Origin of the sequence: Aestuariivirga sp. (assembly GCF_046294715.1) — a bacterium.
In the GTDB taxonomy this organism is placed as follows: domain Bacteria; phylum Pseudomonadota; class Alphaproteobacteria; order Rhizobiales; family Aestuariivirgaceae; genus Aestuariivirga.
In genome coordinates, this window is record NZ_JBKBKI010000024.1 from 18,847 (window position 1) to 32,179 (window position 13,333).

Here is a 13,333-nt window from a genome sequence, read left to right on the forward strand (position 1 = left end):
TGCTCAGGCCTTCATGAGGTTGCGGTAGAGCCGGACATAGGCGGAGGCGCTGCGCTCCCAGGAGACGTCGCAGGCCATGCCGCATCTCTGCATGCTGCGCCAGACCTTCGCATCGGCATGAAGCTGTGCGGCGCGCGCCAGCGCATGGTCGAGGGCCGGCTGGTCGACGGGCGAGAACTGGATGCCGGTTGCAACACCGGCCTGGAGTGCCGCCTCGTTGGCGTCGATCACGGTGTCGTTGAGACCGCCCGTGCGTGCAACGACCGGCACGCAGCCGTAGCGCAGACCGTAGAGCTGGGTGAGGCCGCAGGGCTCGAAGCGGGAGGGAACGAGGATGGTGTCGCAGCCCGCCTGCACCAGATGCGACAACGCCTCGTCATAGCCGATGACGGCGCCGATGCGACCGGGATGACGCTCGGCTGCGGCGGCCACCTGGCGCTCGATCGCCTCCTCGCCCGTGCCGATCAGCGCAAGCCTGGCACCGGTCTCCACCAGGTGGTCGAGTGCCGCCGCGAAGATGTCCATGCCCTTCTGCCAGGTGAGGCGGCTCACCACGCCGTGCAGGATGCCCTCGCCCGGTTCGAGGCCGAAGCGCTGCTCGACGGCCCGCTTGTTGGCGCTGCGCCGGCCGAGCGTGCGCGCGCCATAGGTCTGGGCGATGTGCGGGTCATGCGCCGGATCCCACACGGCAGTGTCGATGCCGTTGACGATGCCGCGGAGCGCGGAGCGCCTGGCGCGCAGGAGCCCGTCGAGACCCATGCCGAATTCCGGCGTGCAGATCTCCTGGGCGTAGCTGGGGCTTACCGTGGTGATCAGGTCGGCCGTGGCGAGCCCGCCCTTGAGGAACCCGACATTGCCCCAATACTCCACCCCTTCGATCGCGAAGGCCTGGGCCGGGAGCCCGAGCGTGCCGAAGACGGAGGCCGGGAACTGCCCCTGGAAGGCGATGTTGTGGACCGTCATCACGGTCTTCGGGCCGCCATGGAACGCCACGTAGACGGGGCCGAGTCCCGCCTGCCAGTCATGGCAGTGGAGGATGTCGGCGCGCCAGGATGAAACCCGGCCCGCCGCCACGTCCGCCGCAGCCCGCGACAATGCCGCGTAGCGCTGGGCGTTGTCCGGCCAGTCCTTGCCGTCTGGCCCGAGATAGGGGTTGCCGGGCCTGGCATAGAGATGCGGTGCGTCGATTGCGATGACGTCGAGGCCCTTGGCGCGGCCCCTGATCAGCCGCGCCTTGCCCCCGAACAGGTCGGCATAGTCATGGAGCGGCGCGGCCTCGCTGAGTGCTGCTATGACGGCGGGATACCCCGGCAGGATCGACACCGTCTCCGCCCCCTGGGCCCGGAGCGCTGCCGGGAGTGCCCCCGCAACGTCCGCGAGCCCGCCGGTCTTCACCAGCGGGTAGACCTCGGAGACGGCGGAGAGGACCTTCATGCCGAGAGTCGGTCGATCATCGGCTGGGTGATGAGGCACACGCCCTTGGCCGTGCGGCGGAAGCGCTTGGCGTCGAGATCCGGGTCCTCGCCCACGACCAGCCCCTCCGGAATCACGACGCTGGTGTCGATCACGACCTTCCTGAGCCTCACGTTGCGCTCGATCTGCACCGAGGGAAGCACCACGGCCTCTTCCAGTGTCGAGAAGGAATTCACCCGCACGTTGGGCGAGAGCATCGTGCGATTGATCGCTGCGCCGGAGACGATGCAGCCGCCCGAGACGAGCGAGGCCACGGCGGTGCCGCGCCGCCCCTCGACGTCATGCACGAATTTCGCCGGCGGCGTCACCTCCGAATAGGTCCAGATCGGCCAGTCCTGGTCGTAGAGGTCGAGCGCCGGAAGCGTCTCGGTGAGGTCGATGTTGGCCTCCCAATAAGCGTCGACCGTGCCCACGTCGCGCCAGTAGGATTCCGTCTCGTGTTCGGAGCGCACGCAGCTCTCGGTGAAGCGGTGCGCCACCGCCTTGCCGTTCTGCACGAGATAGGGAACGATGTCCTTGCCGAAGTCCCGGCTGGAATTGGGGTCGGCCGCGTCGCGCCGCAGGTGTTCGGCGAGGAACGCCGTCTCGAACACGTAGATGCCCATTGAGGCGAGCGCCATGTCGGGCTTGCCCGGCATGGCGGGCGGGTCCTTCGGCTTTTCCACGAAGGCGGTGATGCGGTCCGTCGGATCGATCGCCATCACGCCGAAGCCCGTCGCCTCCATGCGCGGCACCTCGAGGCAGCCCACCGTGACGTCGGCGCCGGAGTCGACATGCTGCTGCAGCATGAATTCGTAGTCCATCTTGTAGATGTGGTCGCCCGCCAGGATCACCATGTATTTCGGGCCATAGCTCAGGATGATGTCGAGGTTCTGGTAGACGGCGTCCGCCGTGCCGGCATACCACTGGTCCTCCGAGACGCGCTGCGAGGCGGGCAGGATGTCGAAGCTCTCGTTGCGCTCCGGCCGGAAGAAGTTCCAGCCGCGCTGCATGTGGCGGATCAGGCTGTGGGCCTTGTACTGCGTCGCGACGCCGATGCGCCGGATGCCGGAATTGAGCGCGTTCGACAGGGCGAAATCGATGATGCGCGACTTGCAGCCGAAGGGCACGGCGGGCTTTGCACGCCGGTCGGTGAGCTCCATCAGCCGGCTGCCGCGCCCGCCGGCCAGCACATAGGCCATGGCATCGCGTGCGAGCGGTGCGGTCTTGCGGTATTGCGCCATGCGATCCTCCCCGGACTTCGCCTCGTCAGTCCTGCATGAAATACAAGGTTGCGAGCGGTGGCAAGTTCACCGGCGCCCGCGCCGGCTTGCCGTGCAGGGCTTCCGGAATGGCGCTGATGGCCCCCATGTTCCCCATGCCGCTGCCGCCGTAATGTGCGGAATCGGTGTTGATGATCTCGCGCCAGCGCCCGGCGGCGGGAAGCGGCAGCGCATAGGCCTGGCGCGGCACCGGCGTGAAGTTGCTGACAACGACCACGATGGGGTGGCCGCTGCCCGAATGCCGGGCCCAGGCGAAGACCGAGTTCTCGCGGTCGTCGACCACCAGCCACTCGAAGCCTTCCGGTTCGCAGTCGCGGGCATGGAGGGCGGGGTGGGCGCGATAGGCTGCGTTGAGGTCGCGCACCAGCGCCTGCACGCCCTGGTGCGGCTTGTGCTCCGTGAGGTGCCAGTCGAGGCCTCTTGCCTCCGACCATTCGCCCCATTGCGCGAACTCCTGGCCCATGAACAAGAGCTTCTTGCCGGGATAGCCCCACATGAAGCCGTAATAGGCCCGAAGCGTCGCGAACTTCTGCCAGTGATCGCCTGCCATCTTGTTGAGGAGCGAGCCCTTCCCGTGCACCACCTCGTCATGCGACAGCGGCAGCACGAAATTCTCCGAGAAGGCGTAGAGAAGCCCGAAGGTGAGATCGTTGTGGTGATGCTTGCGGTGGATGGGCTCGCGCTTCAGGTAACCCAGCGTGTCGTGCATGAATCCCATGTTCCACTTGAAGCCGAAGCCAAGCCCGCCCGCGCTCGTGGGCTTCGAGACACCCGGGAAGGCCGTCGATTCCTCGGCGATCGTCACGATCCCCGGGTTCTGGCCATAGGCCTCGTGGTTGACGCGCTGCAGGAAGGAAATGGCCTCCAGGTTCTCCCGCCCGCCGAGGCGGTTGGGGATCCACTGGCCCTCCTCGCGCGAATAGTCGAGGTAGAGCATCGAGGCGACGGCATCCACCCTGAGCCCGTCCACGTGATAGCGCTCGAGCCAGAACAGCGCATTGTTGACGAGAAAGCCCGCCACCTCGCGCCGGCCGAAATTGTAGATCGCCGTGTTCCAGTCCGGGTGGAAGCCCTGGCGCGGGTCCTCGTGCTCGTAGAGGGCCGTTCCGTCGAAGCGGGCAAGCCCGTGCTCGTCGGTCGGGAAATGTGCCGGCACCCAGTCGAGGATCACGCCGAGCCCCGCATGGTGCGCGCGGTCGACGAAGCGCGCGAAGGAGGCGGGCTCGCCGAAGCGCGAGGTGGGGGCGAAGAGCCCCGTCGGCTGGTAGCCCCAGGACGGGTCGAAGGGATGTTCGGAGACGGGCAGCAGCTCGAGATGGGTGTAGCCCATCTCGACAGCATAGGGGATCAGCGTGTCCGCCAGTTCGTCGTAAGTGAGGAAAACGTTCTCATCCTTGCGCCGCCAGGAGCCGAGATGCACCTCGTAGATCGACATCGGCTCGCGGCGCGGATCGCAGCCCCGGCGCCCGGCGAGGTAGCCCTCGTCGTTCCACGTGAAGCATTCGGTGCGCGCCACCTTCGACGCCGTCTTGGGGCGCACCTCGGCGGCAAAGCCGAAGGGATCGCTCTTGAGCGGAAGGAGCTCTCCCGCGGCGTCCAGCAGCTCGTACTTGTAGCACTGGCCTTCGCGCGCGCCGGGAATGAAAATCTCCCAGACGCCGGTGTCTTGCCGCTTGCGCATGGCGTGGCGGCGCCCGTCCCAGCCGTTGAAATCGCCCACCACCGAAACCCGTGACGCGTTGGGCGCCCACACCGCGAAATGAACGCCCTCGTGCTCCTCGTGCCGCATCGGATGGGCGCCGAGCCGGTCGTGGAGGCGGAGGTGGTTGCCCTCGCCGATGTAGTAGTCGTCGAGCGGCCCCAGCACCGGACCGAAGAGATAGGGATCGGCGAAGGTCCAGCTGCCGCCATCGTTGCGGGCGCGGTAGTCGAAGATCCGGCGCTGGGCGACTGCGACGGGCCCTTCGAAGAAGCCGCTGGCGTGGCGCCTCTCGAGGTCGCCGAGCTTCCTGCTTTCCGCGTCGAGCGCCTCGAGCGCCTCTGCCCCCGGAACGAAGGCGCGCGCCACCCACCTGTCTCCGCAACGGTGAAGGCCAAGCACCCGGAACGGATCGCCGTGCCGGCCGGATACGATCGCCTCCATCTCGGCGCCGCTCGTTCTCCAGTCCGGTTCCGCCATGGGGCGTCAACTCCTAGGCAACGGGGACGTTCCAGATCTCCCGGGCATAGTCCCGGATCGTGCGGTCCGACGAGAACCAGCCCATGTTCACCGTATTGAGGATCGTCTTCTCCGTCCAGTCCTGCCCACGCCGCCACAGGCTGGCCACCTCGCGCTGGGCTGCCGCATAGGCGTCGAAATCGGCGGCCACCATGAACCAGTCGCCATGGCGCAGCGAGTCGATCAGGGGACGGTAGCGGTCGGCGTCGCCGGGCGAGAACACGCCCGAGGCGAGCGCGTCGAGAACGCCCTCGAGATCCGGCGAGGCCGCGATCGCGTGGCCTGGGTCGTAGCCGTCGCGGCGCTTCGCCTCCACCTCTTCCGCCGTGAGGCCGAAGATCACGATGTTCTCGCGCCCGACATGCTCCATGATCTCGACATTGGCGCCGTCCAGCGTGCCGATGGTGAGCGCACCGTTGAGGGCGAACTTCATGTTGCCGGTGCCGGAAGCCTCCATGCCGGCCGTCGAAATCTGCTCCGAGAGATCCGCCGCCGGAACGATCACCTCGGCGAGGCTCACATTGTAGTTGGGGATGAACACGACCTTCAGCAGGCCGCGGATGTCGGCGTCGTTGTTCACCACCTGTGCGACATCGTTGATGAGCTTGATGATGAGCTTGGCCTGCGCATAGCTCGCCGCCGCCTTGCCCGCGAAGATCTTCACCCGCGGCACCCAGGGGCGGTCCGGATGGGCGCGCATGGAATTGTAGAGCGCGATGGTTTCGAGGATGTTCAGAAGCTGGCGCTTGTATTCATGGATGCGCTTCACCTGCACGTCGAACAGCGCGGCGGGATCGAGGCTGACGCCGAGCCGAGCGGCCACGAGATTGGCGAGTTCTTCCTTGTTGTGCCGCTTGATGGCGGCGAAGCGCTGCTGGAAGGCGGGATCGGCGGCAAACCGCCTCGCCTCGACGAGCCGTTCCGCGTCGTCCATCACCGGGTGGCCGATGCTCTCCTCGAGAAGTGCGGCAAGCTTCGGATTGGCGCCGAGCAGCCACCGCCTGGGCGTGATGCCGTTGGTCTTGTTGTTGATGCGGCCGGGATAGAGCGCATTGAGGTCGCGGAACACGCTCTTCTTCATGAGCGAGGTGTGCAGTGCCGATACACCGTTCACCGAATGCGATCCCGCATAGGCGAGCTGGCCCATGCGCACCCGCCTGCCATTGTGCTCGTCGATGAGCGAGACGGAGGCGAGGAAATCCGGCGTGCAGTCCTGCCGCCTCTGGGCGTCGGCGATGAGCCGGGCGTTGATCTGGTAGACGATCTGCATGTGCCGCGGCAGCACATGCTCGAAGAGATGGACCGGCCAGCTCTCCAGCGCCTCGGGAAGGAGCGTGTGGTTGGTGTAGCCGATGGCGGCCCTGGTGATCTCCCATGCCTCTTCCCACGCGAGCGCGTGATTGTCGGTGAGGAGCCGCATGAGTTCCGCCACCGCCACCGCGGGGTGCGTGTCGTTGAGCTGGATCGCCGCCTTGTCGGCCAGCGAGCGCACGTCGTCATAGTGCTGCATGTGGCGGCGGATGATGTCCTGGAGCGATGCGGAGGTGAAGAAATACTCCTGCCTCAGCCGCAGCTCCTGGCCGGCCGGCGTCGAATCCGCCGGGTAGAGCACGCGGGTGATGATCTCCGCCTTGTTGCTCTCGGCCAGTGCCGCCGCGTAGTCGCCGCTGTTGAAGGCTTCGAGCCGGATCGGGTCCATGGCGCGCGCCGTCCACAGGCGGAGCGTGTTGACGCGCTTGCCGCGCCAGCCGACGATCGGCGTGTCCAGCGCGGAGGCGACGAGCTTCTCTGCCGGCTTCCAGCGCCGCTGCTGGCCCTGCGGCGTCTCGGGGCCGAGCACCACATGGCCGCCGAAACCGATCTCGTAGGCCGCCTCCCGCCGCCCGAACTCCCAGGGATTGCCGTTCTCGAGCCAGTTCTCCGGAAGCTCCACCTGCCAGCCGTCGCTGATCTTCTGGCGGAACAGACCGTGGTCATAACGGATGCCGTAGCCGTAGGCGGGAATGTCGAGGCTCGCCATGCTCTCCATGAAGCAGGCGGCGAGCCTCCCCAGCCCGCCGTTCCCGAGGGCTGCGTCGGGTTCGAGCGCCGCCACGAGGTCGATGTCGACATTGAGCGCCTGGAGCGCCTCGGTGAAGGCCCCTGTCAGCTCGAGATTGTTCATGGCGTCGCGCAGCAGGCGGCCGATGAGAAATTCGAGCGAGAGGTAATAGACGCGCTTCGCCTTCGCCTGGTAGGCGCGCTTGGTGGATTCCATCCAGCGGTCGATGACGCGGTCGCGAAGCGCCAGGATGGTGGCGTTGAGCCAGTCGTGGCGCTTGGCCACGGCAGGGTCCTTGCCGATCGAATAGGCGAGCTTCTCGAGAATTTCGGCGCGGATCGTCTCCGCATCGGTGCCCCGCGGGGCTGGCTTGATCATGTGGTGCTCTTCGGTGGAGTTAAGAGGGGCCTTGCATCCGGAGGTGGCAGATCGGCCCCTTCATCGCTGACCCCAAACTAGAGGAGAGGGGGGCCCGCGTTCAAGGCGCATGTGTTTACGCTTGCGTCAGTGAAATGGTGGCGACACTGCCCACGATCATGGCGAGCCCCACCCATTGCCCGCCCGAGACCTTCTCCTTGAGGATGAGCATGGCCAGAACGACCGACACCGCCCCGTAGGCGGAGATGCCGACGCCGGCGAATTCCTTTCCCGGCAGGTGGCCCGAGGCATTGACGGCGATGACGCCCAGAACATCGAGCGCGCCCATGACGAAGATGCCTGTCCAGTTCCAGGAGGTGAGCGGCCAGTGCTTCCTTTCCGTCAGAACGAAGGGGGCGAGGGTGACCAGTGCCGTGAAGCGGGACAGCCATGTGGCCTCGATCTCGCCCACCGTCACCGCCGCCTGCTGGCCGAGCACGATGGCGGAGGAATAGCCGAGCACCGACATCAGCGCGAAGAGCAGGAGTGTGGGCATCTTGCCCGGCTCGACGGCGTTGATGCCGCCATCCGCGGTGCCAGAACGCGCCACGATCACGGCACCCGCCAGCGTCGCCGCCACCGCCGCCCACTGGACCGGTGTCGGCTCAAGACCGTTCACCACGCCCCACAGGACGGCCAGCACAGGATAGCCCGCCGTGATCGGCCCGACGAGCGAGATCGGCCCCAGGCTGAAGGCCTTGAACAGCCCGCCGACCCCGAAGCCATAGGCAAGCCCCAGCACCAGCCCGGAGATCAGCCCCTCCCGCGAGGCGTTCCACACCGCGCCGTCATAGAGGATGTAGAAGGAGAGCAGGATGCCGCCCGAGATCATCACCAGTGCGGCCATGCGGAAGGCGCCGATCTGGGCCGCCATGACCCGGGCGATCAGGTCATGGAGCGACCAGCACAGCGCGGCGAAGACGCCGAAAAGCACGGCAAGCATGAGTGTGGAATTCCCCCATTCCCCGGAAAAAGCCCCGGCCATAAGAGCATGGCGGCCGCGCTCCGGATACTGCAAAAGCCGCACCCCGGGGACGTGCTGTCGTTTCCTGTCCAAAAACCGGCAGCAGGCGCTATGCTGGGCGCCAGGAAACCCTGCTTGGACGCTCCCATGTTTCTCTCCGTCTTCGACATCTTCAAGATCGGCATCGGCCCGTCGAGTTCCCACACCGTGGGTCCCATGGTGGCGGCCGATCGCTTCCTCGCCAGGGCCGCCGCGGCGTCCCTGCCGCGGACGGGCCGCCTCACCGTGACGCTGCACGGTTCGCTCGCCTTCACGGGCAAGGGCCATGGCACGGACAGGGCCGTGATCCTCGGACTGGCCGGCGAGAAGCCCCAGACCATGGACCCGGACCGGGTGGAGGACGTGCTTCGGCAGATGGCCGAGCGCGGCAGCGTGACGATTTCAGGCGATCATGCCGTGGCCTTCAACCCGGTGCGGGACGTGATCTTCGACTTTGGCCCGGCGCTGAAGGGCCACGCCAACGGCATGGTGTTCCGCATCCTCGACGACGACAGCAACACGCTCCTGCAGGAGACCTATTTCTCGATCGGCGGCGGTTTCGTGCAGACCGAGGAGGAGCGCGCGGCCTCGCTCGCCGCGGCAAGAACGGAAAAGCCGGCGCTGGACGTTCCCTATCCCTTCGGCAACGCCGCCGAGATGCTGGAGATGGGGCGCCGCTCCGGCCTCTCCATCGCCGAGATGAAGCGGGCCAACGAGCGCGTCGGCCAGGGCGAGGAGGACCTCGACGCCAACCTCGACCGCATCTGGGCCGCCATGCGCGACTGCATGAACCGCGGGCTCGTGCTCACCGGCACCCTGCCGGGCGGCCTCAAGGTGAAGCGCCGCGCCGCGGAGATCCACCGCAAGCTGAAGGAGGAGCAGGGCAACAACGCCATCCAGCCGCACCGGCTGATGGACTGGCTCTCGGTCTATGCCATGGCGGTGAACGAGGAGAACGCCGCGGGGGGCCGCGTCGTCACCGCGCCCACCAACGGCGCGGCGGGCGTCATCCCCGCCACCATCCGCTACTATCTCGACCATTGCCTCGGAGCCGACGAGAAGGGCATCCGCACCTTCCTGCTCGCCGCCGCGGCGATCGGCGGGCTCATCAAGCACAACGCCTCGATCTCGGGTGCCGAAGTGGGCTGCCAGGGCGAGGTGGGCTCGGCCTCCGCCATGGCGGCGGCGGGCCTCTGCGCCGCGCTGGGGGGAACCAACGAGCAGGTGGAGAATGCCGCCGAGATCGCGCTCGAGCATCACCTCGGCATGACGTGTGATCCGGTGGGTGGCCTCGTGCAGGTTCCCTGCATCGAGCGCAATGCCTTCGGCGCGGTGAAGGCGGTGACGGCCGCCTCGCTCGCGCTCAGGGGCGATGGCACGCATTTCGTGCCGCTCGACACATGTGTCGAAACCATGCGCCAGACGGGCCTCGACATGAGCGAGCGCTACAAGGAGACCTCCACCGGCGGCCTTGCGGTGAACGTCGTGGAGTGCTGAATTCGGGCGCATGCCAGTCTTTGCGCCGCCGCTCCGAGATCATCTCTTCTGCCTCTACGAGCTTCTCGACTTCGAGGCCCACACGGAACTCCCCGGCTTCGAGGGGCTCTCGCGCGACGTGGTCGAGGCGGTGCTCGGGCAATCCGCCCGCTTCGCCACCGATGTGATCTTTCCCCTCAACCGTGCGGCGGACGAGGAAGGCGTTCATTTCAGCCAGGGAGAGGTTCGAACGCCCCGCGGCTTCCGCGAAGCCTATGAAGCGCTCGTCGCGGGCGGCTGGCCCGGCCTCACCGCGTCACCCGAACATGGCGGGCAGGGCATGCCGCACATGGTGAACGTGCTGTTCGAGGAGATGCTGAACGGCGCCAGCCTCGCCTTCGGCCTGTTCCCGGGCCTGACGCGCGGCGGCTACGTTCTGCTCTCCCAGCACGGCAGCGCCGAACAGAAGGCGCTTTATGCGCAAAAGCTCGCCAGCGGTGAATGGGCGGGCTCCATGTGCCTGACCGAGGCCCATTGCGGCACCGACCTCGGCCTCCTCAAGACCGAAGCCGTGCCGAGGCCCGACGGCAGCCATGCACTGACCGGCACCAAGATCTTCATATCGGCGGGAGAGCACGACCTCACCCCCAACATCGTCTATTTCGTGCTGGCGCGCCTTCCCCATGCGCCGAAGGGCTCCAGGGGCATCAGCCTGTTCCTCGTGCCGAAGTTCCTGGTGAACGCGGATGGCACGCTCGGGCAGCGTAACGCCGTTTCCTGCGGCGCCGTCGAGCACAAGATGGGCATTCACGGCTGCCCCACCTGCGTGCTGAACTTCGACGGCGCCACGGGCTGGCTGATGGGCGAGCCGCACCAGGGCCTCAAGGCCATGTTCGCCATGATGAACGCCGAGCGGATCGCCGTCGGCATCCACGGTCTCGCCATTGCCGAGGCCTCCTACCAGAACGCCGTGGCCTATGCGCGGGAGCGGCTGCAGGGGCGCGCGCCTTCGGGTGCGCGGGAGCCTGGCAAGCCCGCCGACCCGATCATCGTCCACCCCGACGTGCGGCGCATGCTGATGACCCAGCGCGCCCTGACGGAGGGCTGCCGCATGCTGGCCCTGTGGACGGCGCAGGCGCTGGATGTCTCCGAGCGCCATCCCGAGCCGGCTAAGCGCAGGCAGGCTGACGATCTCGTGGCGCTGATGACGCCGGTAGTGAAGGCCTTCCTGACAGATGCGGGCTCGGACGTCGCCAATCTCGGCGTCCAGGTGCTGGGGGGCCACGGCTTCATCCGCGCCAACGGCCAGGAGCAATATGTGCGCGACGTGCGCATCACCCAGATCTACGAGGGCACCAACGGCATCCAGTCCGCCGATCTCCTGTCACGCAAGATCCTCCATCTCGGGCTCTTCGGCAGCTTCGCAGCACCCGTGCGCGCCTTCGTGACCGCGCATGAGGAGGACGAGCAGCTCGCGGATATCCTGCGCCCGCTCGCCGCCGCCTTCGACCTGCTGGAGGATTCGACGAGCCTCATCCGGGAGGCTGCCGCGGTACACCCCGAGGAACCCGGTGCGGCAGCGGCCGATTATCTCCGCCTCTTTGCGCTCACGGCGGTGGCCTATCTCTGGGCGCGCGCCGCCAAGGCTTCGCTGCCGAGATCCAACGAGAGCTTCTACCGCGCCAAGCTCGCCACCGCCCGCTTCTTCATGCAGCGGATCCTGCCCGATGCCGCGGCCCTCCACGCCAGGATCGCCGCCGGAGCGGGAGTGGTGATGGAGATGGACGAGGCGATGTTCTGAGGGTCCAGATCAGCCGAGCCCGCGCAAATACGCAGCCAGCCCCGCCGTCGAGGAATCGAGGCCTTCGGTTCCCTTCTTTCCTTCCATCACCGCCTGGAGCCCGGTGGCGAGTTCCTTGCCGAGTTCCACCCCCCACTGGTCGAAGGCGTTGATGCCCCAGATGCAGGCCTCCACGAAGACGCGGTGCTCGTAGAGGGCGATGAGGCGGCCCAGCGTGTAGGGATCGAGCTTGCGGTAGGCGAGCGTGAGCGAGGGGCGGTTGCCGGGGAACACGCGGTGCGGCGCCAGCGCCATTGCTTCTTCCTCGCTCCTGCCCATCGCCAGCAGCTGCGCTTTCGCTTCCGCCAGCGTGCGGCCCAGCATCAGCGCTTGCGACTGCGCCAGGCAATTGGCCACCAGCAGCGCATGATGCTCCGCCATTCCCTGTTCGTGCGGCTCGGCGGCGATGAGGAATTCGACGGGAATCACGTCCGTGCCCTGGTGCAGGAGCTGGAAGAAGGCGTGCTGGCCGTTGGTGCCGGGCTCGCCCCACACGATGGGCCCCGTCGCACCCTCCACCGCGCTGCCGTCTTTCCTCACCCGCTTGCCGTTCGATTCCATGTCGAGCTGCTGCAGATAGGCGGGTAGGCGCGAAAGCCGCTGGTCGTAGGGAATGACGGCGCGGGAAGGATAGCCGCAGACATTGCGGTGCCACACCCCGAGAAGCCCCATGAGAACGGGCAGGTTTCCCGGCACCGGCGCCTCGCGGAAATGCCGGTCCATGGCATGCCCGCCCTCGAGGAAATGGATGAAGCTCTTGTGCCCGATGGCGATCATCAGCGGCAGGCCGATCGCCGACCAGATCGAATAGCGCCCGCCCACCCAGTCCCAGAAGCCGAAGATGCGGTTCTCCGGAATGCCGAAGGCCTTCACCCTGTCGATCGCCGTCGAGATCGCCGCGAAATGCCGGGCGACCTTCTCTTCGCCGAGCTTCTCCGCGATCCACTTCCGCGCCGTGCGGGCGTTGGTCATCGTCTCGATGGTGGTGAAGGTCTTGGACGCGATGAGGAACAGCGTCGTTTCCGGGTTCAGCCCCTCGAGCGTGTCGGCGATGTGCGCGCCATCGACGTTCGAGACGTAATGCAGCCTCGGCCCGTCGTGATAGGGCGCCAGCGCCAGCGTCGTCATCGCGGGGCCAAGGTCCGAGCCGCCGATGCCGATGTTGACGACGTCGGTGACGTCGGAGTCACGCACCTCGTCGGCGAAGACCGTCATCGCCGCGAACACCGCGTTGACGTCCGGCATCACGTCGCGTCCCGCCACCACGACGGGGGTGTTCAGGCGGTTGCGGAGCGCCGTGTGCAGCACCGCCCGGCCCTCCGTGGAGTTGATGGGCTCGCCAGCGAACATCGCGTTGCGCTGCGCCTCGACCCCGGCGGCGCCGGCGAGCCGGCACAGGAGCTCCATCGTCCGCGCATTCACCGCGCATTTCGAGTAGTCGAGCAGCAGGTCTTCGGCCCGCGCCGAGAAGCGGGAGAAACGACCTGGTTCCTGCCCGAAGGCGTGGCGCATGTCCCGCGGCGCATCCTGCGCCAGATGCGCCTCGAGTTCGCTCAGGACTGCGCGCGTGTCGCTCTCCGCCATCACTGTCTCCCGCTGGCCG

Annotated in this window: 8 protein-coding genes; 2 read left to right on the forward strand and 6 right to left on the reverse strand. The window is 67.2% G+C overall.

Features of this window, described 5'->3' with window-relative positions; all coding sequences use genetic code 11:
- Positions 1–3: 3 nt before the first annotated feature.
- The 5 genes from glgA to ACK4HL_RS14900 all read right to left on the reverse strand — a co-directional run bounded on the left by glgA (position 4) and on the right by ACK4HL_RS14900 (position 8,354).
- Positions 4–1,434, reverse strand: a complete 1,431-nt coding sequence (glgA, locus tag ACK4HL_RS14880) for a glycogen synthase GlgA (protein WP_409761699.1) — start codon at positions 1,432–1,434, stop codon at positions 4–6.
- A complete protein-coding gene (gene glgC, locus ACK4HL_RS14885) occupies positions 1,431–2,696 on the reverse strand; it encodes a glucose-1-phosphate adenylyltransferase (protein WP_409761701.1) in 1,266 nt (421 codons plus the stop codon). The genes glgA and glgC overlap by 4 nt, the downstream gene beginning before the upstream one ends.
- A 25-nt stretch (positions 2,697–2,721) precedes the next feature.
- On the reverse strand, positions 2,722–4,914 hold the full coding sequence (glgB, locus tag ACK4HL_RS14890; protein WP_409761703.1) for a 1,4-alpha-glucan branching protein GlgB: 2,193 nt from the start codon (positions 4,912–4,914) through the stop codon (positions 2,722–2,724).
- 13 nt (positions 4,915–4,927) lie between these two features.
- Complete coding sequence (locus ACK4HL_RS14895) at positions 4,928–7,372, reverse strand: glycogen/starch/alpha-glucan phosphorylase (RefSeq protein WP_409761705.1); 2,445 nt, start codon at positions 7,370–7,372, stop codon at positions 4,928–4,930.
- A 115-nt stretch (positions 7,373–7,487) separates the two neighbouring features.
- Entirely contained in the window at positions 7,488–8,354 is an 867-nt protein-coding gene (locus ACK4HL_RS14900) for a DMT family transporter (RefSeq protein ID WP_409761707.1), read from the reverse strand.
- A 168-nt stretch (positions 8,355–8,522) separates the two neighbouring features.
- On the opposite strand from ACK4HL_RS14900, the gene ACK4HL_RS14905 reads away from it, so the two are divergent.
- Positions 8,523–9,911 (forward strand): L-serine ammonia-lyase, encoded by a 1,389-nt coding sequence (locus ACK4HL_RS14905; RefSeq protein WP_409761775.1) that lies wholly within the window; start codon positions 8,523–8,525, stop codon positions 9,909–9,911.
- A gap of 10 nt (positions 9,912–9,921) precedes the next feature.
- Entirely contained in the window at positions 9,922–11,691 is a 1,770-nt protein-coding gene (locus ACK4HL_RS14910; protein WP_409761709.1) for an acyl-CoA dehydrogenase C-terminal domain-containing protein, read from the forward strand.
- Positions 11,692–11,700: 9 nt separating this feature from the next.
- Here the strand turns inward: ACK4HL_RS14910 and pgi are convergent, their stop codons facing one another.
- Entirely contained in the window at positions 11,701–13,314 is a 1,614-nt protein-coding gene (gene pgi, locus ACK4HL_RS14915) for a glucose-6-phosphate isomerase (protein ID WP_409761711.1), read from the reverse strand.
- Between the last annotated feature and the right edge of the window lie 19 nt (positions 13,315–13,333).